At 66.8% G+C, this 21,860-nt stretch carries 17 protein-coding genes and 1 tRNA gene; 8 read left to right on the top strand and 10 right to left on the bottom strand.

Features of this window, described 5'->3' with window-relative positions:
- Positions 1-112: 112 nt before the first annotated feature.
- On the bottom strand, positions 113-1,030 hold the full coding sequence (locus TRAD_RS09790; protein WP_013178456.1) for a carbohydrate ABC transporter permease: 918 nt from the start codon (positions 1,028-1,030) through the stop codon (positions 113-115).
- 9 nt (positions 1,031-1,039) lie between these two features.
- The gene (locus tag TRAD_RS09785; RefSeq protein WP_013178455.1) at positions 1,040-1,966 is read right to left on the bottom strand and encodes a carbohydrate ABC transporter permease; all 927 of its coding nucleotides are present in this window, start codon (positions 1,964-1,966) and stop codon (positions 1,040-1,042) included.
- A 211-nt stretch (positions 1,967-2,177) separates the two neighbouring features.
- On the opposite strand from TRAD_RS09785, the gene TRAD_RS09780 reads away from it, so the two are divergent.
- Entirely contained in the window at positions 2,178-3,446 is a 1,269-nt protein-coding gene (locus TRAD_RS09780; RefSeq protein ID WP_013178454.1) for an APC family permease, read from the top strand.
- 45 nt (positions 3,447-3,491) lie between these two features.
- On the top strand, positions 3,492-5,348 hold the full coding sequence (gene uvrC / locus TRAD_RS09775; protein ID WP_013178453.1) for an excinuclease ABC subunit UvrC: 1,857 nt from the start codon (positions 3,492-3,494) through the stop codon (positions 5,346-5,348).
- On the opposite strand, the gene TRAD_RS09770 is transcribed toward uvrC, so the two are convergent.
- From TRAD_RS09770 to gnd, 5 genes are all read right to left on the bottom strand, one after another.
- Complete coding sequence (locus TRAD_RS09770; protein WP_013178452.1) at positions 5,345-5,968, bottom strand: DedA family protein; 624 nt, start codon at positions 5,966-5,968, stop codon at positions 5,345-5,347. The two genes, uvrC and TRAD_RS09770, sit on opposite strands and share 4 nt — an antisense overlap.
- 158 nt (positions 5,969-6,126) lie before the next feature.
- Positions 6,127-6,741, bottom strand: coding sequence for a DedA family protein (locus TRAD_RS09765; protein WP_049773081.1), 615 nt, complete (start codon positions 6,739-6,741; stop codon positions 6,127-6,129).
- 53 nt (positions 6,742-6,794) lie between these two features.
- Positions 6,795-6,983 (bottom strand): hypothetical protein, encoded by a 189-nt coding sequence (locus TRAD_RS09760; RefSeq protein ID WP_013178450.1) that lies wholly within the window; start codon positions 6,981-6,983, stop codon positions 6,795-6,797.
- Between the two features lie 114 nt (positions 6,984-7,097).
- On the bottom strand, positions 7,098-8,555 hold the full coding sequence (gene zwf, locus TRAD_RS09755; RefSeq protein WP_013178449.1) for a glucose-6-phosphate dehydrogenase: 1,458 nt from the start codon (positions 8,553-8,555) through the stop codon (positions 7,098-7,100).
- Positions 8,552-9,475: a phosphogluconate dehydrogenase (NAD(+)-dependent, decarboxylating) gene (gene gnd / locus TRAD_RS09750; protein WP_013178448.1), complete on the bottom strand. Its 924-nt coding sequence runs from the start codon at positions 9,473-9,475 to the stop codon at positions 8,552-8,554. The genes zwf and gnd overlap by 4 nt, the downstream gene beginning before the upstream one ends.
- A gap of 736 nt (positions 9,476-10,211) precedes the next feature.
- Here gnd and tyrS point away from each other — a divergent pair.
- Both tyrS and TRAD_RS09740 read left to right on the top strand, forming a co-directional pair.
- Complete coding sequence (tyrS, locus tag TRAD_RS09745; RefSeq protein ID WP_013178447.1) at positions 10,212-11,396, top strand: tyrosine--tRNA ligase; 1,185 nt, start codon at positions 10,212-10,214, stop codon at positions 11,394-11,396.
- A gap of 172 nt (positions 11,397-11,568) precedes the next feature.
- The gene (locus TRAD_RS09740; protein WP_013178446.1) at positions 11,569-13,311 is read left to right on the top strand and encodes an alpha/beta hydrolase; all 1,743 of its coding nucleotides are present in this window, start codon (positions 11,569-11,571) and stop codon (positions 13,309-13,311) included.
- Between the two features lie 275 nt (positions 13,312-13,586).
- On the opposite strand, the gene TRAD_RS09735 is transcribed toward TRAD_RS09740, so the two are convergent.
- Positions 13,587-14,333 carry a VIT1/CCC1 transporter family protein gene (locus TRAD_RS09735; RefSeq protein WP_013178445.1) on the bottom strand — a complete coding sequence of 249 codons (747 nt, stop codon included), beginning with the start codon at positions 14,331-14,333 and terminating at the stop codon, positions 13,587-13,589.
- A 237-nt stretch (positions 14,334-14,570) separates the two neighbouring features.
- Complete coding sequence (locus TRAD_RS09730) at positions 14,571-15,014, bottom strand: universal stress protein (RefSeq protein WP_013178444.1); 444 nt, start codon at positions 15,012-15,014, stop codon at positions 14,571-14,573.
- Positions 15,015-15,146: 132 nt separating this feature from the next.
- Here TRAD_RS09730 and TRAD_RS09725 point away from each other — a divergent pair, with 132 nt between their 5' ends.
- On the top strand, positions 15,147-15,404 hold the full coding sequence (locus TRAD_RS09725) for a hypothetical protein (RefSeq protein ID WP_013178443.1): 258 nt from the start codon (positions 15,147-15,149) through the stop codon (positions 15,402-15,404).
- Positions 15,405-15,585: 181 nt separating this feature from the next.
- Here TRAD_RS09725 and pfkA read toward each other — a convergent pair whose 3' ends face one another.
- The gene (gene pfkA, locus TRAD_RS09720; protein ID WP_013178442.1) at positions 15,586-16,554 is read right to left on the bottom strand and encodes a 6-phosphofructokinase; all 969 of its coding nucleotides are present in this window, start codon (positions 16,552-16,554) and stop codon (positions 15,586-15,588) included.
- 125 nt (positions 16,555-16,679) lie between these two features.
- Between pfkA and TRAD_RS09715 the strand changes: the two genes are divergently transcribed.
- The 3 genes from TRAD_RS09715 to TRAD_RS09705 all read left to right on the top strand — a co-directional run bounded on the left by TRAD_RS09715 (position 16,680) and on the right by TRAD_RS09705 (position 21,661).
- On the top strand, positions 16,680-17,654 hold the full coding sequence (locus TRAD_RS09715; RefSeq protein WP_013178441.1) for an aldo/keto reductase: 975 nt from the start codon (positions 16,680-16,682) through the stop codon (positions 17,652-17,654).
- A gap of 67 nt (positions 17,655-17,721) precedes the next feature.
- Positions 17,722-17,797, top strand: a tRNA-Ala gene (locus TRAD_RS09710).
- A gap of 1,083 nt (positions 17,798-18,880) precedes the next feature.
- On the top strand, positions 18,881-21,661 hold the full coding sequence (locus tag TRAD_RS09705; RefSeq protein WP_013178440.1) for a cation-translocating P-type ATPase: 2,781 nt from the start codon (positions 18,881-18,883) through the stop codon (positions 21,659-21,661).
- Positions 21,662-21,860 lie beyond the last annotated feature (199 nt).

Below are 21,860 nucleotides of genomic sequence, written 5' to 3'. Positions count from 1 at the left end.
TTCGTGGCGTGGGGTTCCTGGCTACTGGCTGCTGATTACTGACTGCTGACTACTTTCTCCTGTCTGCTTCAGCTCTGACGGGCGCACCTCCTGGTTAGATCACTTCAGGCCCCTACTTCAGGCCGCTGAAGGCGAGCGAATCGACGATGCGGCGGCCCAAAAAGAGCAGCAGCAGAAATATCGGGATGATGCTGAGGAGCGTTCCGGCCATGAGCCCCGTCCAGTCGGGGACGCCCTGCGGCGTCTGGCTCTGGAAGATCCCAAGACCTACGGTGAGAACGCGCACGTTCTCCTGGCGCCCCACCAGAAACGGCCAGAAGTACTCGTTCCACATGTTGATGGTGGTCAAGATGGCGAGCGTCGCCAGGGGGGTTTGGCTGATCGGCAAGACGATGCGCCAAAAGATGCCGAAGGGGCTCGCGCCGTCTAGGCGGGCGGCCTCCTCGAGCTCACGCGGCAGCGACAAGAAAAACTGCCGCAGGAAAAAGACGGCAAAGGGCGTCATCAAGAGGTAAGGCGCCACCATCCCCTGGAAGGTGTTGAGCCAACCGAGCTGGCGAATCAGCACGAAGTTGGGGATGAAGAGCACGATCCCGGGGACCATCAGGGCGGCGAGGTAGAGCAGGAAGATGAGGTTGCGCCCCGGGAACTTCAGGCGGGCAAACGCGTAGGCCGCCATGGCGGAGAAAAAAATCTGAAACACGACGATCAGGCCCGTGAAGATGACCGAGTTGCGCAGGTAGAGCAAAAAGTTGAGGCTCTGCCCCGAACCCCCTGCGGCGATCATCTCCTCCAGGCTCGCGAGCCCCAGGGCGCGGCGGAAGTTGAAGAGCGTGGGGTCGGCGGGTAGGAGCGAGCCGGCGGCGCCGAAGAGCGCGCGCTGGCTCGAAAAGGCGGTTTTAATGACCACCCAGAAGGGCAGCAGCGTGATGACGAGGAGCAGCACCAGCGCAGCCCAGGCCAAGATGCGCCCCCAGGGGACGCCGGGGCGGTGCCTTGCGGACGCTCGAGCGGTCGTGGACTCTACCATGGCGGCCTCCTAAGCCAAGTCGGACTGGTCGGAGCGGAGAAAGCGGAGCTGCAAAAGGGTGATCACGATGAGGATGGCAAAGAGCGTCATTGAGAGCGCGGTGGCGTAGCCCATGTTGGAGAACTGGAAGGCGTTCTCGTAGATGTACCAAACCAGCACCCGCGTCGCGTTGACCGGCCCACCCTGCGTGGTGACGGCGACCGTGTCGAAGATCTGAAACGACCCGATGAGCGAGGTGACCAGCACGAACACCGTCACGGGGCGCAGGAGCGGCAGGGTGATGTTCCAAAACATCCGGTTCTCCGAGGCGCCGTCGATGCGGGCCGCTTCGTACAAGGACCCCGGAATGCCCTGCATGCCGGCGTAAAAGAGGAGCGCGGTAAAACCCATGTGGCGCCAGATGTTGACCGCCGCGATCGTCCAGATGGCCTGATCCGGGGAGCCGAAAAAGGGCTGCCGACTAAAGCCCAACATCTGCAGCAGCGCGTTGCCGAACCCCAGCAGCGGGTCGAGCAGCCAGAGCCACATAAGAGCCACGATGACGTTCGACATCAAGTAGGGCAGGATCAGGGTGCCGCGCACGAACATCGAGGTCGTAAGGCGGCTCATCAGCACGGCGAGCAAAAGGCCCAGGACGGTCTGGATGGGGATGTTGGCGAGGACGTAGAGGCCTGTTACCCGCAAGGCGTTCCAGAAGAGCGGGTCGGCGAGCATCCGCTCGTAGTTGGCGAGCCCGACCGGGTTGGGGTCGCGCAGGAGGTTCCAGTCGGTAAACGAGATCATCAGGCCGCGAAAGGCGGGGAGCGCGTAGAAAAAGAAAAAGCCCACGAAGCTAGGGAGGATAAAGAGCCAGGCGGTAAGCGCCTCTTTGGTGAACGCGCGCTTTAGGGCGCTCCGTTCGCGGCGGGGCGGTTCGGCTGACGTCGTGAGAGCCACCTGCACCTCCATAAGCGACCGTTGGGGCTAAAACCGGGCGGCGACGCAAGGCGAAGGGCGGTTTCGACGGGCGCTCGCTCTACTAACACGTGTTAGCTTTCCCCAGAGTATGGCCGAGCCCCTAGCCTTTTGTCAAGCCTCTGGGCCCTCCCCTGCGACCGGAGCTCGCGCGGGGTGGCGCTAAGCTGACGCCCGTGCGGTAGACTCGCCTGTGCAGCAGCTCACACGCCACCTAGGTTTCCCGGGGGCCGTCATCGTCGGTCTCGGGTCGATTATCGGCACGGGGGTCTTCGTCTCCATCGGGATCGCGGCGGGTGTCGCGGGGCCCGCGGTGGTGCTCGCGGTGCTTTTGGGGGCGCTTCTAGCGACCTTCAACGGGCTCTCGAGCGCGCAGCTCGCGGCCAACTACGCGGTCGCGGGCGGCACCTACGCGTACGGGTACCGCTACCTTAACCCTTGGCTGGGTTTTTTGGCGGGGTGGTCGTTCCTGGTCGCCAAAAGCGCCTCGGCGGCGACGGCGGCGCTCGGTTTCGGCGGCTACCTGTTGGGGCTCCTGGGCGTGCACGCCCCCTGGGCGCTCGCGTTGCTGGCGCTCGCGGCAACCGCCGGGACCACGCTCGTGGTGCTCGGCGGGGTGAGGCGCTCGAGCGCCACAAACCTCGCCATCGTCTCCGTGACCCTCTTTTCGCTCCTGCTCTTTGTCGCCGCCGGGTTGCCGAGCGTGCGCTCGGCCAACCTCGTCCCCCTGTGGCCGGTCGGGGCGGGGGAGGGCGGTTGGCGAGAGCTGCTGCACGCGACCGCGCTCATGTTCGTGGCCTACACCGGTTACGGGCGCGTCGCGACGTTGGGCGAAGAGGTGCGTGACCCGCGCCGCACGATCCCCTGGGCGATCGTCACGACGCTACTCGTCACCCTGCTCCTCTACGCCGCGGTGGCGGTGGTCGGCGTCGGCGTGGTCGGGGCGGACGCGCTCGCCGAGGCGCAAAGGGGCGCTGCGCCCCTGGCGCTTGCCGCGCGCTCGTTCGCCCTCCCGGGGACCGCGCTGCTTGTTAGCATCGGGGCCATGACCGCCATGCTCGGGGTGCTCCTTAACCTCGTGCTGGGGCTTTCTCGCGTGCTCTTCGCGATGGGTCGCGGCGGCGACGTCCCCGCCGTGACCGCCCGCCTCGACGCGCGCGGCTCGCCGGCGGTGGCGACGTTGCTCGTCGGGGGCGTCATTGCGCTCCTCACGCTGACGGGCGACGTGCGCACGACCTGGTCGTTTAGCGCCTTTTTCGTCCTCGTCTACTACGCCCTGACCAACCTGGCGGCCCTGCGCCTCCCCGCCGAGGAGCGGCTCTACGGGCCCGCGGTCGCGCTCTCGGGGCTCGTGGCGTGCGCGGGGCTCGCCTTCTTCGTCGAAACGGCCGTGTGGCTGACCGGTCTGGGGTGGCTCGCCCTGGGGCTGCTCTGGCGCCTCCTGTGGCGCCAAACGAGGTAGGCCGGGGTCAAAAGGCGGGCTCTGGGCGCGGTAAACTGGGTTTCGATGACCGCCGCCGAACTCCCCGTGTTGCCCACCAAACCCGGTTGCTACCTCTTTCACGCCCCTGGCGGGGAGGTCATCTACGTCGGCAAAGCCGTCAACTTGCGCAGCCGGGTGCGCAGCTACTTTAGCGCCACGGCGGCGCAGAAGGCGCAGCTCATCCGGAACCGCGCCGAGCGGCTCGAGTTTATCGTCACCAAGTCCGAGGTCGAGGCGCTCATCCTCGAGGCGAACCTCATCAAACGCTTTAAGCCGCACTACAACGTGCTCCTTAAAGACGACAAGAGCTACCCCTTTTTAAAGCTCACCCGCGAAGCCTACCCGATGCTCCTCTTTACCCGGCGCGTCCTTAAAGACGGGGCGACCTATTTCGGGCCCTACCCCAACCCCGGCGCGGTCCGCAAGGTGCAGGAGCTCGTCGGCGCGATCTTCCCGCTGCGGCAAAACAGCGGGGTACCGCTGCAAAAGCGCAAAAAACCCTGCTTGCGCTTCCACATGGGCCGCTGCCTCGCCCCGTGCATCGACAACGTCTCCGAGGAGGCGTACGCCAAGGTCGTCCGTCAGGTGCGCGCGTTTTTGGAGGGTGACGTCGCCGGTACGGCCGAGCAGCTCGAGAGCGAGATGCGCGCCGCCGCCGCGCGGCAAGACTTCGAGCTCGCCCGCCTCTACCGCGACCGCCTCCAGGCGCTGCAGCGCCTGACCGGCTACGACTCGGACGTGACGCGCGCTTCAGAAGACGACCTCGACTTTTTGGGCGTCGCTCAAGCGGGCAACTTCGCCATGGTGCAGCTTTTTCAGATGCGGCGCGGGCGGGTCGTGGGGCGCGACAAGCGCTTTTTGACCAACGCCGAGGGGGCGAGCCCGGCGGAGATTTTAGAGCGCTTCATGGCCGACTACTACGGTCAGGCGATGCAGGTGCCGCCTCTGGTCTTGGTCCCGCAGGAGATCGACCTGGACGTGTGGAGCGCGTTTTTGTCGGAGCGCGCGGGCAAGCGCGTCGAGCTCCGGGTGCCGCAGCGCGGCGACAAAGTCGAGCTCATGGGGATGGCCGAACGCAACGCCCACACGGGGCTCGAGGCCGAGCTCGCGCTCCTCGAGCGGCGCGGTGAGGCGCCGGGGGTCAAGGAGCTGCAGGCGCTCGTCGGTCTCGAGAGCGCGCCCTACCGCATCGAGGGCTTTGACATCAGTAACCTCATGGGCACCCACACGGTCGCCTCCATCGTCGTCTTCGAGGGAGGGCGAGCCAGAAAGTCCGAGTACCGCAAAATGCGGATCACGGGTCTGACGCGCCCCGACGACTTTTACGCCATGCACCAGGCGGTCTACCGGCGCTTTACGGGGGCGCTCGCCGACAAACTGCCCGTGCCCGACCTGCTCCTTATCGACGGCGGCAAGGGGCAGCTCTCGGCGGCGCGTCGCGCGCTCAAAGACGCCGGGCTCGAGCTGCCCCTGCTGGGGCTCGCCAAAAAGCAGGAGACCATCATCCGCGAGGGGGCGCCCGAGATCTTGGTCCCCGAGACGCACCCCGCGCTGCGCCTACTGATCAACATCCGCGACGAGGCGCACCGCACGGCGGTCGGCTTTAACCGCAAGCAGCGCGGGGCGGCGATGACGCGGAGCGTCCTGGACGACATCCCAGGGATCGGCCCCGCCCGCCGAGACGCGCTTTTGGCGCGCTTTTCAAGTATCGACGAGCTTAAAAGCGCGGGCGTCGACGAGCTCGCCCGGATACCCGGGATGGGCCGCGTGGCAGCCGAGGCGGTGGTGGCGTTCTTTAGCGCCTTCGACAACGAGCGGGCGTCGGTGCTCAAAGCGCCGGAGGTGCGCGCGGCGGAGACGGGGGGCGCCGAGGCTGGTTAAGACGCCCCTTTGGCCCGCAAGCGCGGCCAGAAGCGCTTGAGCAGGGCGCCGAGGATGAGGAGGCCGAGGCCGACGTAGATCACCTGCTTGTAGGTCGAAAGGGCGTCGCGCACGACCTCCCAGTTGCGGCCGACGAGGGTGCCGGCCAGCAGCAGCCCGCCGTTCCAGAGCAGGGTGCCGAGGGTGTGCACCGACAAAAAGCGCCACAGGCGCATCCGCGCGCACCCCGCGGGGACGGCGACGAGCGTGCGCACGTTGGGGACGAAGCACCCGAAAAAGACGAGGCGCCCCCCCACCCGCTCAAAAAGGGCGAGCACGCGCTCGAGCCCGCTCGTCGAGAGCAGAAAAAACTTCCCGTAACGCTCGACGACCTCGCGGATGCGTTCGGTGCCGAGGGAGCGCGCCACGAGAAAAAAGGCGCCGTGCTTGATGGTGGCGCCGAGCGTCGCCGCGAGCAGCGCCCAGAGGAAGGTCAGCTCGCCTGAGGCGACGAGAAAACCGGCAAACGGCAGCACCGCTTCGGGTGGCACGAGCGCCCCCAGCACGATGAGGCCGGGGTAACCCAGCAGGTCGATGACCCCGACGATAAACCCTAGCAGGTTGTCTAGAAAGAGCGACATGTATGGAGGCCTTTATAGCGAATACGCGCGGGGCTTACTTCATGGCAAGCCACAAAAGGGCGAGTCGCAAACCCCGAGGGGGGGGGTGGACGGGAGCGGGCGCGGGCAGCCAGGTGGTGCCGGTGGTCGGTCGTGGCGACGACCTCGTGCGGGTGCGCTTATACGCGCTCCAGCCCAAGCCGCCGCACGACGAGCCCCGCTACGGCGAGCGCGAGGAGCACCCAGACGGCTGCGCTGTAGCTCTGCAGCACCTGGGTGACCTGTCGCCAGTTGCGGCCCAAAAGCGTCCCCGCGTAGAGCAGCAGCGCGTTCCACGAACCCGTACCGAGCGCCGTGAACACGGAAAAGCGCCCGAGCGGCATCCTGCGCAGCCCAGCGGGTACCGACACGAGGCTCCGCAGGGTGGGAATGGCGCGTCCGAAGAGCACCAGAGGCGCTCCGAAGCGCTCGGAGAGCGCCAACACCCGCCGCACGTCCCGCTCGCTCAGCAAGCGCCCGTAGCGGCGGCTTAAGGCGAGCAGGCGCGCCTCACCGACGGCCCGGGCGGCTAGGTAGATGGCCCACTGACCGAGCATCGCCCCCGCCGTGGCGGCGAGCAGCGCGCCCCAAAACCCGAACTCGCCCCGGAAGACCAAAAAGCCGACCAAGGGGAGCAGGAGCTCGGGCGCGAGCGCGGTCGCGAGCAGCGCGACGCCCAAAAGGTCGAGGCTGCGGAGCAGCTGGGTCACCACCGCCCAGAGGTCGAGGTTGGTGAGGTCCACGGCGAGCGCCACCTTTTGAGCGTACGCGCTCGGCTCGGGAGGAGCTGTAGCTTAGCGTGGCGGCTCTACCGGCTGTTCGCCTCCCCGACCTCGCGCTCCATCTGCTCGAGCTGTCGCCGCAGCGCCGCTTTGCGCTCCGGGTCGGTTTCGTTCTCGAGCTCTTGGATGAGCAGGTTGAGCTCGGTGAGTTCGGGCTGCGCGCGGTCGGGGTTGCGGGCTTGGCTGTCGGCTTGATCGTCTTGTTGGTCGGACATGCTCGCTCCTTTTGGCTGGTGATGCGTTAGCTGGCGCTAAGAGGGTGGCGTGTAGCTTGCAAGGCGCAACCTAACCACCTACTGGCTACTGACTCCTGACATCTGGCTTCTGGCTTACTCCACCGCCGGCGTATGCCAGGTGCGCCCGCGTTTGGCGAGCAGGTCGTTGGCCTCGTCGGGCCCCCAGCTGCCGACGTCGTAAAAGGCCGGTTCGTCGTATGAGGCCTCCCAGGCTTCCAAAAGCGGGGTCACCACGCGCCACTGCGCCTCGACCTCGTCGGCGCGCATAAAGAGCGTGGCGTCACCCATCATGGCATCCTCGAGCAGCGTTTCATAGGCGTCGGGGTTACGGCTGCGAAACTCTTTGTCGTAGTAGAAGTCCATGCTGGCGCGGCTCAAGCTGATACCCTGCCCCGGCTTTTTGGCGTTGAAGCGGAGGCTGATGCCTTCGTTGGGTTGCAGCCGCAAGACGATGCGGTCGTGCTGCACCGGCGCGCGCAGCTCGAAGGGGATGTGCGGAGGGCGCTTGTAGACGATAACGATCTCGCTCGACTTGGCTCTGAGGCGTTTTCCGCTGCGGACGAAAAAGGGCACGCCGGCCCAACGCCAGTTGTCGATGCGCAGCTCCAGCGCGGCGTAGGTGCCCTGGCGCGAGCGCGGGTCCACCCCCTCTTCCTCGCGGTAACCCTTGACGCGCCCGTCACCGCGGTACTGGCCGATCACCGCGTGTTGCGGGTTGGAGCACGCCATCGCCTGAAACACCTTGACCTTTTCGTCGCGCACGCTTTTGGCGTCGTAGCGGGCGGGAGGTTCGGTAGCGGTCAGGGCCACGAGCTGCAGGAGGTGGTTTTGGATGACGTCGCGGATCACCCCGACCTCGTCGTAAAAACCGCCGCGCCCCTCCATCCCCATGGGTTCGGCCATCGTGACCTGGATGTGGTCGACGTACTGCGAGTTCCAGGTGGGTTCAAAGAGCGCGTTGGCAAAGCGTAGCGCCGCGATGTTCTGCGCGGTCTCCTTGGCGAGGTAGTGGTCCATGCGGTAGATCTGTTCCTCGCGGAAGTGCTTGAGGAGCGTTTCGTTGAGCATCCTAGCGCTTCTAAGGTCGTGGCCGAAAGGTTTCTCGACGATGAGGCGCACCCATCCGGCGCTTCTGGCCATACCCGCTTCGCCGAGGCGCTCGGCGATAGGGGCGTAGGTGCTCGGCGGTGTCGAGGTGTAGAAGAGGCGGTTGTCTTGGCCCAGGTTTTGGAGGTGCTCTTTTAGCTTTTGGTAGGCCTCGGCGTCGTCGTAACCGCCGGAGACGAACGACAGCCTGGGTGCGAGTTCGGCCCAAGCCGCCTCGTCGAAGCTCTTGGGGGCGTGTTCTTGCAGCGCCGCTCGGGCGCGCTCCCGAAAGGTGTCGTCCGACCAGTCGCGGCGGGAAAACCCGACCAGGGCGGTCTCGGGGTGCAGCGCGCCGCGCAGGTGCAGCTCGAAAAGCGCCGGCAGGAGTTTGCGGGCGGCGAGGTCGCCGCTCGCGCCGAAGATGACGAACGCGCAGCGGTGTTCGCCGTTTTGCGTAGGCGTCATTCGACCTCCCGTTCGCCTTCGGGGAGCCTGTGCAGCGCGTGGCCGCCGAACTCGTTACGCAGCGCGGCGGCGAGCTTGGCGGCGAACGAGTCGGTCTGGCGGCTGGAAAAGCGCGCGAAGAGCGCCGCCGAAATCGCCGCCATCGGCACCCCCGCTTCGACCCCGTAGAGGACCGTCCAGCGGCCCATCCCCGAATCGTCGACGTAGGCGCGGACGTCCGCTAGGCGCACGTCTTTTTCGAGCGCGCGGGCGGCGAGCTCCAAAAGCCACGAGCGCACCACCGAACCGCGCGTCCAGAGCCGAGCGATCTGGTGCAGGTCGAGCTCGGCGTGAGGGTAAGCGGCGAGCGCCTCGAAGCCCTCGCCGTACGCTTGCATCATGGCGTACTCGATGCCGTTATGGATCATCTTGACGAAGTGGCCGCTGCCCGCGGGGCCGACGTGGGCGTAACCGCCCGCCGGAGCGAGCGACTTCAGGGCGGGCTCGAGCACCCCGAAGGCCTCGGGGCTCGCGCCGATCATCAGGTTGTACCCCTCGCGGAGCCCCCACACGCCCCCCGAGACGCCCGCGTCGACGAAGTGAACGCCCCGCTTCGCCGCCCGCTCGGCCCGCTCGCACGAATCTTTCCAGTGTGAGTTAGCGCCGTCGACGAGCACGTCGCCCTCCGAGAGGGCGGCGAGCGCTTCTCCAAAAGCGCTCTCGGTAACGGTGCCCGAGGGCAGCATCAGCCAGAGCACGCGGGGTGCGCTGAGTTGCGCCACGAGGTCCTCGACGCTGCGCGCGGGGTGCGCGCCCGCCGCGGCGAGCGCTCCCACCGCCGCTTCGCTCAGGTCGTAGACCACGACCTCATGACCATCTGCGAGCAGGCGGCGGGACATGTCGCCGCCCATCCGTCCAAGTCCAATCATGCCTAAACGCATAGCGCCTCCACATCTCCTCCGCATGCGTCGTGCGGTAACCTTGAGGTCAACGTCTCTAGGCGTCCCGGCGATGCCGGTAACCTTTGAGGTCAACGCCTCCAGGCGTCCCGGCGATGCCGGTAACCTTTGAGGTCAACGCCTCCAGGCGTCCGGCGATGCCGGTAACCTAGAGGTCAACGCCTCCAGGCGCCGCTCCGCGCAGCTGCGCACTCCCGACGATGCCGGTCACCTCATCGCGGGTTGCCGACCCGCTCGTCGCTACCAAAACCCCGAGGGACCCGAAGGGCCCCCCGACCTGACGTACGCCCTCGACTCTAACAGGTCGCCGCCGGGCGCGCGTGTAACCCTCCCCTCTAGGGTGACGGAAGCGACGGGGGCAACTGCCGCGATCGGGGTGTTTGGCGCCCCGGCACGCGCGTGGCATACTGAGCGGGTGAGTCAGCGAGTCACAGAGGCCAGCGCCCCTAGTACGGGCACCAAGCCCGGCCCCGATGGGCCTAGTACCGGGCGCACCGGCGATGCCGGTAACCTAGAGGTCAGCGCCACTAGTAGCGCGGAGCGTCACGGAGTGCCGAGCGGAGCGTCCGCCGAAGGCACGGGCACTAGTACCGGCACTAGTACGGGCACCGAGCCCGGCCCTAGTGGGGCTAGTACCCGCCGGGGGCCTAGTGGCCCTAGACTTAAGCCCGGCCCCGGTGGGTCTGGTACCGGGCGTCCCGGCAATGTAATAGAAGAGATGCAGAGGCTGTTGCGCGGCGCCGAGCACCTCGTGCCGGAGGGCGGGTTAGAGGAGAAGCTCGCGCTCGCGCGGCGCGAGGGCCGCCCCCTAAGGGTCAAGCTCGGGGTGGATCCCTCGAGCCCGGACCTCCACCTCGGGCACGCGGTGGTGCTGCGCAAGATGCGCGACTTTCAGGACGCGGGGCACAAGGTGGTCTTGATCATCGGCGACTTTACCGCCACCATCGGCGACCCCTCGGGCAAGAGCAAGACCCGCCCGGTGCTCTCGCTGGAGCAGACGCGGCGCAACAGCGAGTCCTACGTCGCGCAGGCCACCAAGATCTTGGACCCGAATCCGGACAAGCTCGAGCTGCGCTACAACTCGGAGTGGCTGGCGCCTTTGGGGTTTGCCGAACTCATCAAGCTGGCCTCGAGCTACACCGTCGCGAGGATGCTCGAGCGCGACGACTTTACAAAGCGCTACGCGGCGGGGGTGCCCATCAGCATCCACGAGTTTCTCTACCCGCTCGCCCAAGCGTACGACTCGGTGGCGATCCGCGCCGACGTCGAGCTCGGCGGCACCGACCAACTCTTCAACCTGCTCGTGGGCCGCGACGTGCAGCGCGCGTATGGCCAAGCTCCCCAGGTCGCCTTGACCATGCCGCTTTTAGAGGGCCTAGACGGCGTCGAGAAGATGTCGAAGTCGCTGGGCAACTATATCGGCGTCGCCGAAGCGCCCGAGGTGATGTTCAAAAAAGCCATGCTCGTACCCGACGCGCTGCTCTACCGCTACTTCGAGCTGTGCACCTCGTTTCCCCTGGGCGAGGCAAGAGCGCTTATCGAGCAGGACATTAAAGAGGCGCACCGGGTCTTTGCCCGCGAACTCGTCCGGCTCTATCACGGTCCCGAACCGATTCAGGAGGCCGAAGCGCGCTACGACCACGTCGCCAAGGGCGGTATCCCCGACGACGTGCCGGAACTCACGCTGAGCGCCGACGCCACCCAAGACGGGGTGATTTGGGTCTGCAAGCTCGCCACCCTGGCGGGGCTCAGCACCTCGAACGGCGACGCGCGGCGCCTTATTCAAAACCGCGGTTTAAAGCTTGACGGCGAGGTGGTCGAGGACGTCAACTTGCAGGTGCGCCTGGACGCGCCCGTGGTGTTGCAGCGCGGCAAAGACCGGTTTGTGCGGGTGCGGCTTTGAGGGGCTAGCGCCTCACGCTGGCCGCGGCGAGCTCGAGGCGTTAGCTGGCGTGGTGGCTGCGTGGGGGGCGTCGAAAAAAGGTTGGTGTACGGCGACACCTGGCCCGAGGGAGAAGCCCACGATCCCGACGGGGTAGGCTGGTGTGGCCGGGGCACTAAGGGAGGCGGTTTCTATGTGGCGCCGTAACGTCAGCGTGTCTTGGCTTCTCCTGACGCTCGTGTTGGTCGCGTGTTCAAACGCGACCCCGACCCCACCGCCGGTTGAGGCGCTGCGCCAGCGCGGTGGCGCGTTGGCGCGCGCCGCCTACGACGTGACCATCACCTCGTTTGACGGTACGCCGATCGCCGCAACCGTGTTTCAGCCCGCCCTCGCCCGTGGGCAGCGCGCCCCGCTGGTGTTGCACGGGCACGGCTTCGGGGGCAGCCGCTCGAAGGACTTGAGGTCGGATGCGGCCACGGACACGACGGTGCGCGCCGCGCTTAAGGCGTGGCAGCGCGGCATGTTCGTCATCACCTTCGACCAGCGCGGTTTTGGCGAGAGCGGCGGCAGCGTCAAGGTGATGGACCCCGACTTCGAGGGGCGCGACGTCCGCGCGATTCTCGATTGGGCGGAAGCCAACTTGGGCCCGTATCTGCGCTACCGCGAGGGTGACCCACTGGTGGGGGCGCTCGGCTACTCGTATGGCGGTGGGTTTCAGCTTATCGGCTCGGCGCTAGACGGGCGCTTTGACGCTATTGTGCCCTCGGGAACCTGGTTTGACCTGCGTTACAGTCTGAATCCAGGGGGGGTACCCAAGTCGCTATGGATTGACCTGCTCTTTGCCGGTGGGTTGGTCGGTTCAAGGGGACGGCTCGACCCCTTTATCCCGGAGGCGTTTCTCAGCGCGCTCGCCCTCAAGCGCGTACCTGAGCCCGTTTTGGAGCGCGTCTACCGCAACTCGCTCGCGTCGTTTTGCGACAACCTCGAGGGCCGCCAGGTGCCGCGCGTGGCGGCGTTTTTGGTGCAGGGGGTGAACGACACGCTCTTCAATCTGAATGAGGCCGCACGTCAAGCGGCTTGTTTGCGCCGCGCCGGCAACGACGTGCGGCTTCTCGTGCAGGGCGGGGGGCATCAGCTCCCGGTGTTACAAGACGCCTCGGTCTCGGGGATCAAAAGCACCGTGGTCTGCGGGGGGCGGCGGCTTGATACGGCCGAACTGATGGTCAGCTTTCTGCAGGAGAAGCTGCTGGGCCGACGGGGACTCGCCGTTCCGCAGCTCTGCGTAACCCAAAACGACGCGAGTGGCGTGTTGCTCAAGGAGATACCGGTGGGGGGCGTAAGCCGGACCGTGCCGACCACGACGTTGACAAATGGCCCCCTTGTAGAGGGCACCTTGACGCTGCTTCGCCGCCTCTCGCCCAGCCGCCTCGAAGCCCTTTTGCGTCATCTACCTGCCGACGCGTCCTTGCGCGTCGCGCGCGCCGTGGCTGGCCTTGGCGCTCCCGAGACACTGGCGCGTGACGTTCCCAACCTTTTGGCGCTCCTCTCGTACGAAGAGCGCGCTGAGCTGACGACCGCGTACCGCTTCGTCCCCCTCGAGCTGGTAGAGGCGCCGCGGGCGCTCGTGGGTCTACCGACGGCGGAGCTTCGCCTCGAAGGTGCGCCCAATCCAGAAGCGCCTATTGTGCTGGTGGGGCTAGGCCGGCGCAACGCGCGTGGCAGGGTCGAGCTCGTTAACGATCAGCTCGCGCCACTGCGCGGTCTAGGAGACCACACTCTCGAGCTCGTCGGCGTGAGCGCGCAGCTTTCGGCGGGCGATGAGCTCGGGCTGCTCGTCTTTACCTTCCACCCGCAGTACGCCACCTCTTACACCCTGCTGCCGACGCCCGTGACGGTCTCGGGGCGGGTGTCGTTGCCACTTTACGGGGCGAAATAGCCCGGAGCCGAGGCGGGGTGCCTTCGAGAGCCTGGCTCCGTTCATCTCCGTCTGTCGTCTATCTCCGACTGTCGCCGTGCGTGACGGCGCTTAAGCCTCTACGCCCCGGGTAACGCGCCGTGCAACTGCGCTGATAGCGCTTGGTGCTGCAGCGCCTAGCCCGTACTTGCGAAGAGCAGCGGAGCTGCCAGGGAAGCGCGAGGGTGGTGCGCGGCGTTTCTCCGTAGCGCGGGGCTCGCGGGCCTTGTCACCCCTTTGCGGCACGCCTCGCGCGCCTAGATCCCGAAGGTCGTGCGCAGCCAGTAGCCGACGAGATAGGCGAGCGCCGCCGCCGCCCCCCCAAGGAGCAGCGTCTGCACCCCCGCGCGCAGCAAGGGGCGCCCGACGACCCAGCCCTTGGCGGCACCGATCCCGAAAAAGGCCAACCCCGTGACCCCGGCGCTTAAGGCAAAGGTCTCTGACCGCTCCAGGCCGGGGAGGAGAAAGGGCAGGAGCGGCAGGGCGCCGACCAGCAAAAAAGCCGCGAAGGTCGCCAGCGCGGCCCGCAGCGGCTTTGGCCCCTCGAGAGCCAGACCGTGCTCTTCGGTGAGCATGGTGTTGACCCACAGCTGCCGGTCTTGCGTGATGACGCGGACGATCTCCTCGAGGGCCTCGCCGGTGAACCCTTTGGCCGCAAAAAGCTGCCGCACCTCCTCGCGTTCGCCCTCGGGTACCGCCGCGATGTGCCGCTCCTCGGTGCGGCGGGTGTCTAAAAGCGCCTCGCGTTGGCTCTGCGCGTTTTGATAGTTGCTCACCGCCATGCTAAAGCCGTCTGCGATGAGGTTGGCGAGCCCCAACACGAGCGCCACCGCGTCCGAAAAGCCGCCCCCCACCGTGCCCGCCACGACGGCAAAGGTCGTCACGCAGCCGTCGATGCCGCCCAAGACGGCGTCGCCGAGGTAGGAGTGCCGCCGCGTCGCGGCAAGGCGTTCGCGGATCGCTTCGGGTTCGTGTTCGGCGGCGAGCTCGGCGTCGTGAGCCATAAGGGGTCCTTTCCGAGACGTTTTTCAGCCCTCTCGACGCCTCACGGGTCGCAAAGAGGCCGGCGGTGTTTTCAATAGGTCAGCGGAACGGCGCGCAGACGGCATCGCAGTGACGCGCCTTTGGCAAGCTCCGAGACAGACCGATGATGCCTGGGGCGCAAGGGTTCTATGTGTTCGAACCGAACACCGCTCGTGTCGCCTTCGCGCCCTGTGAAACGGGAGCTGGAGGACGGGTGCTTATTTAACGAGCAGCACCGGACAGGGCGCCAAGAGCGCCACCTTGTAGCTGATCGTGTTCCACCCCCTCGCCGGGTCGGCGGGGTCGACGGGGTGTGACTGCATCACGACGAGGTCGACGTCGTGTTCGTGGGTGTACTGCACCAGGGTCTCGACGCGCGTTCCCAGAAGCACTTTGGTGTAGAGCGCCACCCCCGCGCCGCGAAAGCGTTCGCCGGCGGTCTCCAGGTCGCGCGCCGCCTGCTGCTCGAGCCGCTCGTAAAAGCTGCCGAAGGCCTCATCGGTTTCGTCGCAGGGCTCTTCGTCGTCGGTGTCCTGAAGGCGTTCGACCACGTGGAGCAGCGTCACCCGGCTCTGTGCGGGTTGCGCCAGCGCGAGGGCGACCTCGAGCGCCCGCCCCACGGCCTCGGTGCGACTGACGGGGACGAGAAGGTGCGTAAACATGCCCTAGGGTACAGCGTGCTCGTCACGGGCTCGTGAGATAGACGTCGACGCGGCCGCCCGAAAAACACCGACGAACCTCGTCGCCCCTTTGCGGTTTCCCCTAAACTACAAAGCGAGGAAGGGGTGAACACGATGGAAGACGTCGAGGCGACGCTGCGGGCTTACCGCTCGGCTGCCGAATCGCTCCAGGTCCTGAGCGCGGCCTTTCGGGCGGAGGCGTTACAAAAGCGGCTCGAGGGCGCGGATGACGCGGAGCGGCGGGAGGTGCTCGCGGCGCTGGCGCAGGACACCGAGACGCTGCGCGGGCTCCTCGAGCGCGCGCGGGCGCTCCACGAAAGGCTGCAGCTGGCCAGCGACTTCGACCGCGTCTACGTCAGCGACGATGTCTAGAACTAGAAGATGTCTAGGACGACGTCTGGGGCCTAGCGGGGCGTAGCCTCAGCTCTGGGCGCTGCGGCCATGAGCCCGGGGCAGTCGTCTCGGCGTCGGCTGCCCTGCATGGTGACGTGCGGTCCTGGGTGTGCGGGCCCTGGTGACCGCCCGTCGACGGCGGCGGGCGCGCCGCTAGGCGTTAGACGGCGAGCACCTTAGCGATCTCGAAGAGCTGCCAGTCGATCTCCTTTTGCTTGCTCCAGGTGTCCTCGAGGGGGACGAAGACCGTCCCGCGTTTGTCGACCCCGGCCATGACACCCTGCTGACCCTCCAACAGCGCCTCGACAGCGGCGTAGCCGAGCCTGCTGGCGAGCACCCGGTCGCGCGTCGTCGGTGAACCGCCCCGCTGCATGTGCCCCAAGATGCTCGTGCGCACCTCGTAACCGCAGGCCGCCTCGATCTTCTCTTTGAGGTGCATCGCGCCCCCCTCGTAGGCGCCCTCGGCGACGACGATGATCGACGACGACTTGCCGCGCGCTTGGGCCTCGACGATCGATGAGACCACCTCGTCGAGGTCGTGCGGCACCTCGGGGAGCAAGATGGCCTCGGCCCCGCCGGCGAGCCCCACGTTAAGGGCGATGTGGCCGGCGTGGCGCCCCATCACCTCGACCAGAAAGAGGCGGTCGTGGCTCGCCGCCGTGTCGCGCAGCCGGTCGATGGCCTCGGTGGCGATGTTGAGCGCCGTGTTAAAGCCGATGGTGACGTCTGTGCCGTAGATGTCGTTGTCGATGGTACCGGGGATGCCGATCACCGGCACGCCGTGCTCCTGCGAGAGCGCGTGCGCCCCCCGAAACGAGCCGTCGCCACCGATGACGATGAGCCCCTCGACGCCGTGTCGGCGCAGGTTCTCAGCCGCTTGCGCGCGGCCCTCGGGGGTCATAAAGGGCATGCTGCGGGCGCTGCGGAGCATCGTGCCGCCGCGCTGGATGATATTGGCGACGCTGCGGGCGCCGAGCTCGTGGATGTCGCCATTAATGAGCCCCTGATAGCCCCTGTAAACCCCCGAAACCGTACGCCCCCGGTAGATCGCCGTGCGCACGACCGCGCGGATCGCGGCGTTCATCCCGGGCGCGTCGCCTCCACTCGTCAAAACGGCAAGGTGTCTCATCGGCCCAAGTATAGCCCGTCCCCTGTAAAGGGAGCTTCAGCCGCCTGGGGCGCGGGTTTCGTGGGCCGCCGCGTTATAGTGAGCGGAGCGAGCCCCGGCTCGGCGCCCATAGAGGAGGCCGCCCCATGAAGACCTACCGCATCCCCCACACCGACCTCGAGGTCAGCCGCCTCGCCTACGGCACCTGGCACCTGGGCGGGAGCTGGGACAAAACGCCCCTTTCGGGTGAGCTCAAGGAGCGGGCGAATGCCCTGTTGGTCGCGGCTTTTGAGTACGGGATCAACCACATCGACTTGGCTGACATCTACACGCTAGGTAAGTCCGACGAGGCCGTGGGTTACGCGCTTCAGCACAACCCCGGGCTGCGCGAAAAGCTCGTCTTGCAGCAAAAAGCGGGGATCATCGTCGGTGCCGACCCCGACTACGGCCCCCCCGGACGCTACGACTTTTCGTACGAGCACCTCGTCGGCACGGTCGAGGCGAGCTTAAAACGCCTCGGCACCGACTACGTCGACCTGCTCGCCTTTCACCGGCCGGACCCGCTCGCCGACCTAGAGGAGGTCGCGCGCGCCGCCGACTACCTGTATAGGGAGGGGCGGGTGCGCTACTTCGGTGTCAGCAACCATAGCCCCATGCAGATCGCGCTGCTGCAAAAGCACCTGGACAAGCCTTTGGTGGTCAATCAGCTCGAGCTCAACTTGCTGCACCACCACCTGATTAGCAGCGGCATCTTGGTCAACCAGACGGCGGCGGTCTACGCCAACACCGCCGAGACGCTCGAGTACTGCCGCCTGCACGACATCTTGATCCAGGCGTGGTCGCCGGTCGCAGGGGGGCGGCTCTTCAACCCCGCTGATGACGCGCCTGAAAACGTGCGGAGCGCGGCAGCGTTGATTGCGCAGCTCGCCGAGGAGAAGGGCACCACGAAGGAGGCCGTGGCGCTCGCGTGGCTGCTGCGTCACCCGGCCCCCATCCAACCGATCTTGGGAACGCTCAAAGTAGACCGCCTGGCCGACTCGGTCCGCGCCGACGAGGTGACGCTGACGCGCACGGAGTGGTACCGGCTGCTCGAGGCGGCCCGCGGGGCGCCCGTCCCCTAACGCGGCGCGTTCGTCCGCGGCGGCTTGACGCAAAGGGCTCTAGACCAGTAAACTACCTTGCTGCCGCGGGGCCTTAGCTCAGCTGGGAGAGCACCTGCTTTGCAAGCAGGGGGTCATCAGTTCGAATCTGATAGGCTCCACCACACAACAGTCGGTTTGGACGGGGAAGGAACAGCGCCCCGTCCCTTTCATTTGGCGTCCCGCTCACACCTGCGGTCGGCCCGAGTGACACGGATGATCCCAGGAGACCGGGCGCGATGAGGGTGCCACACGGCTCCGGGAGGGGTGCCGAGTGAAGCGTACAAGCTTGAAGAGATGACCAGCAAATTGCGCGAAGCGGAGGTGCATTTCTGCCAGGGAGCGCGCGGTTAAGGTGGTGAGAGCCTCGCAGCTCAGCGAGATGCCGCACTACCGGTGACGCGAGGCGTAAGGCGGGATGCGGGTCGATAGCCGGGTGGCGGTGCGTCGGGCAAGGACAAGGCCCTGGAACATCGCGCGTGAGCGTTGCGCGAAGGGCGAGATTGGCCAGGAGGAGTTGGGGCGGCTTAAACGCGACCTCTCGTGAAGGGCCTACAGCGATGAGACCTCGAGACGAGTGAAGAGCAGCGAGGGGCTGTGAGCCTTTCTCACGTCCTCTTCCCTCTCAGCCTGACGCACATCCCCCGACCTCAGGTTTACTAGGGTCACGTCAAGGGGGTTGCCTCGGTGTCCGCGATACTCCTACCCCTTTGTCGGACTTTCCGAGATACCACCGCCCCGCCAGACTGCCTAGGATGTCGCTCTAGAACGACGGTTCACCCGCGTTGAGGTGTGCCTTGAGTTCGCTAAAGGGGATGGAGACGGGGGAACGTGAAACGTCAAGCGCAACCTCCTCACCTCGGTGCCACAGCGCCGAGCATAGCCTTTGAAAAGGAGACGAGGCGGGTCGCGCTGGGCGTCTTTGGCACCGAGACCTCATCGCAGCGGCGATCTGAAGCGGGCCCAAAGGCACCTTGCTCGAAAGCCGGCTGCACCCCGCTTGTTCGGCCTCCGCGCGCGGCAGAGCTGCCCCAGGGGGGGCGGGAACCCACCGCTGGCTCCGTCCCCGGTACCCCGGGCTCGGGCTTTTCGCGAGAGGGGTGCAGCCTACCGCAAGGCCCGCGTCGTTGGAGAAGGCGGCACCCAGGATACGCTGCCGCCTTCTCGGGTCGTCGGGGTAGGGGTGGCGTACCGGTGAGGAGGCGCGGGTGAAAGCCACGCCGCGTTCTGTGGGCGCGTCCGAGCTGCAGGTGCACAGGCTGCTTGCAGACGACGTGTACGGTGCTCTCGACACGCGCCCCACGGGTCTCACCGAAACCGAGGCGCAAGCGCGCCTCGAGCGTTACGGCCCCAACCGCCTACAAGAGGCCGAGCGCAAACCGCTGACGCGAGCGTTGCTCGCCAACTTCACCCACCTCATGGCCCTCCTCCTCTGGTTGGGGGGAGCGCTGGCGCTGGCGGCGCGGCTGCCACAGCTCGCGCTCGCCATCTGGCTGGTGGTCGTGATCAATGGCGTTTTCAGCTTCTGGCAGGAGTACCGCGCGGAGCGGGCCACCGAGGCGCTGCGCAAACTCTTGCCACGACGCGCCCGGGTCCTACGTGAGGGGACAGTGCGGGAGATCGCCGCCGAGACGCTCGTACCCGGCGACGTCATGCTCATCGCCGCAGGGGAAAACGTCTCAGCCGACGCCCGCCTCGTCGAGGAGACCGAGCTATGGGTGGATCAGTCCACCCTGAGCGGCGAATCTCACGCCGTGCGTAAGACGGCGGAGCAGGTCACGCGCGCCGGCCTCGCGCACACCGAGCTGCCTAACCTGATCTTCGCGGGTACGAGCGTCACCACGGGCACGGGCAAGGCCGTGGTCATCGCCACCGGCATGGCTACCGAGTTCGGTCACATCGCCCACCTCACGGGGAGCATGGGTGAAGACCTCAGCCCGTTACAGCGGGAGATCGCCCACGTCACCCAGGTCGTCAGCGCCCTTGCCGTAGGCGTTGGCGTGATCTTTTTCTTGCTGGCCACCCTTCTCGGTACGATGCCGCTTGCCCAAGCGCTGATCTTCTCGCTCGGTATGATCGTCGCCTTCGTCCCGGAGGGCCTCCTGCCTACCGTGACCCTCGCGTTGGCGATGGGGGTGCAGCGGATGGCGGCGCGCCACGCGCTCGTCAAACGCCTCTCAGCGGTCGAGACGCTCGGCTGCACGACAGTCATCTGCACGGACAAGACGGGCACGCTGACGCAGAACGAGATGACGGTGCGGGCGCTCTGGTTGGGTGGACGCACGTTGCGCGTCACGGGTGAAGGCTACGCGCCAGGCGGGACGATCATGGAAGGGGCGCGCGTGATGCGGGCACAGGACGACGAGGAACTCCGCGCCCTCCTGCTCGCCGCAGCGCTCTGTACGGACGCCCGCGTGGTGCCGCCAGAAGCGCCCGCCACGCATTGGACAGCGCTCGGCGACCCGACCGAGGCAGCGTTGCTGGTGGTAGCGGCCAAGGGCGGGGTGGACTTGGAGCGTGAAACGGCGCGCTACCCTCGCCTGCGCACGCTACCTTTCGAGTCGCGGCGCAAGCGTATGAGCACGGTGCACGAGCTAGCCGGAGGTCGCCGCGTGTACGTCAAGGGGGCGCCCAAAGAGGTGCTCGAGTTGTGCACCCATGTCTGGCATGCCGGACGGCCGCACGCGCTCAGTGCACCTCTGCGGGCGCGTATCGAGGCCGCCACCGACCGCTTCGCCGCCGAGGGTTTGCGCGTCCTGGCCGTCGCGCAGCGCGATCTTCCCGGCGACCTCGAGCTCAGCGTGGAGGGCGTCGAACGGGAGCTCACCTTTCTCGGCCTCGTCGCCATGATGGACCCGCCACGCCCCGAAGTGGCGGCGGCGGTGGCCACCTGCCACCGCGCGGGTATCCGCGTGATCATGATCACGGGTGATTACGGTCTCACGGCTCAGAGCATCGCTCGCCGGATCGGTATCCTCCGGGGTCCGGGGGGGCGCATCGTCACGGGCAGCGAGGTCGACACCATGTCCGAAGAGGCGCTCGCGGCGGCGCTGGAGGGCGACGTGATCTTCGCGCGGATGGCGCCCGAGCACAAGCTGCGCGTGGTAGAGGCGCTTAAGCGCCGGGGGCACGTGGTCGCCGTCACGGGGGACGGGGTCAACGACGCGCCCGCATTAAAGCGCGCGGACATCGGGGTGGCTATGGGTGAGAGCGGTAGCGACGTCGCCAAGGAGGCTGCTGACCTCATCCTCTTGGACGACAACTTTGCCACCATCGTGAACGCCGTGGAGGAGGGGCGCGCGGTCTACGCCAACATCAAGCGGTTTACCTCCTACATCTTTACCAGCAACGTGCCCGAGGCCGTGCCCTTCGTCCTTTTCGCCTTGAGCGGCGGTCGCATCCCACTCGCGCTCAATATCATGCAGATCCTCGCCGTAGACCTCGGGACGGACATGGTGCCCGCCCTGGCGCTGGGCGCCGAACGACCCGAACCCGGGGTGATGGACCGACCGCCGCGCCGGAGAGAAGAGCACCTGATCTCGCCAGCGCTGCTCGCCCGCGCCTACCTCTGGCTCGGCCCCTTGCAAAGCGTCGCGGTCATGGCCGCCTTTTACAGCTTCTACTGGCGGAGCGGCTACGCCGGGAGCTGGTTCGGCGTACCCGATAGCGGTCCGCTCTACCGGCTCGCTACCACGGTGGCGCTGGCTACCGTGGTGATGACCCAGGTCGGTAACCTGTTCGCCCACCGCACGGAGCGGCTCTCCATCTTGCAACGAGGGTTCTTTTCCAACCGCTTGGCTTGGGCGGGTGTAGCGAGCGAGCTCGTCCTTCTAGCTTTCATCGTCTACTTGCCCCCACTGCAGCGCGTTTTTGGTACGGCCGCGCTGAGCCCGCGCGACTGGCTAGGGGTCATTGTGTGGGCTCCCGTGCTCCTCATCGCCGACGAGCTGCGCAAACTGCTCGCGCGCCGAAAAAAGGGCGCGGTGTGACGTCCCGTACCACCTGCTGCGGGCGTTCGGGCGCGTACCTGGCAGCACCTGAAACGGGGCCGCTCTGCAGGGGACAAGTCGCGCTTAAGCCGATGGGCTCGGCGCCGTACGGGGGTGGCGACTGCGAACGGCTCTCGCATCCCCGAGGTGGTCGCGCGCTGACGCCCCGCACGACCTCGACTGCTACCGGCGCTAGGCG

It is taken from the genome of Truepera radiovictrix DSM 17093 (genome assembly GCF_000092425.1).
Classification (GTDB): domain Bacteria; phylum Deinococcota; class Deinococci; order Deinococcales; family Trueperaceae; genus Truepera; species Truepera radiovictrix.
Note: the sequence above shows the minus strand (reverse complement) of the source record. Positions and strands in the feature narration are given on the sequence as shown.

Excerpts from the sequence above, each read along its gene's own strand:
- TRAD_RS09735 (WP_013178445.1), bottom strand. The coding sequence starts at position 14,333 with ATGGCTCACGACGCCGAGCTCGCCGCCGAACACGAACCCGAAGCGATC.
- zwf (WP_013178449.1), bottom strand. The coding sequence starts at position 8,555 with ATGACGCCTACGCAAAACGGCGAACACCGCTGCGCGTTCGTCATCTTC.
- TRAD_RS09760 (WP_013178450.1), bottom strand. The coding sequence starts at position 6,983 with ATGTCCGACCAACAAGACGATCAAGCCGACAGCCAAGCCCGCAACCCC.
- TRAD_RS09790 (WP_013178456.1), bottom strand. The coding sequence starts at position 1,030 with ATGGTAGAGTCCACGACCGCTCGAGCGTCCGCAAGGCACCGCCCCGGC.
- gnd (WP_013178448.1), bottom strand. The coding sequence starts at position 9,475 with ATGCGTTTAGGCATGATTGGACTTGGACGGATGGGCGGCGACATGTCC.
- pfkA (WP_013178442.1), bottom strand. The coding sequence starts at position 16,554 with ATGAGACACCTTGCCGTTTTGACGAGTGGAGGCGACGCGCCCGGGATG.
- TRAD_RS09730 (WP_013178444.1), bottom strand. The coding sequence starts at position 15,014 with ATGTTTACGCACCTTCTCGTCCCCGTCAGTCGCACCGAGGCCGTGGGG.
- TRAD_RS09770 (WP_013178452.1), bottom strand. The coding sequence starts at position 5,968 with ATGTCGCTCTTTCTAGACAACCTGCTAGGGTTTATCGTCGGGGTCATC.
- uvrC (WP_013178453.1), top strand. The coding sequence starts at position 3,492 with ATGACCGCCGCCGAACTCCCCGTGTTGCCCACCAAACCCGGTTGCTAC.
- tyrS (WP_013178447.1), top strand. The coding sequence starts at position 10,212 with ATGCAGAGGCTGTTGCGCGGCGCCGAGCACCTCGTGCCGGAGGGCGGG.
- TRAD_RS09725 (WP_013178443.1), top strand. The coding sequence starts at position 15,147 with ATGGAAGACGTCGAGGCGACGCTGCGGGCTTACCGCTCGGCTGCCGAA.
- TRAD_RS09740 (WP_013178446.1), top strand. The coding sequence starts at position 11,569 with ATGTGGCGCCGTAACGTCAGCGTGTCTTGGCTTCTCCTGACGCTCGTG.
- TRAD_RS09715 (WP_013178441.1), top strand. The coding sequence starts at position 16,680 with ATGAAGACCTACCGCATCCCCCACACCGACCTCGAGGTCAGCCGCCTC.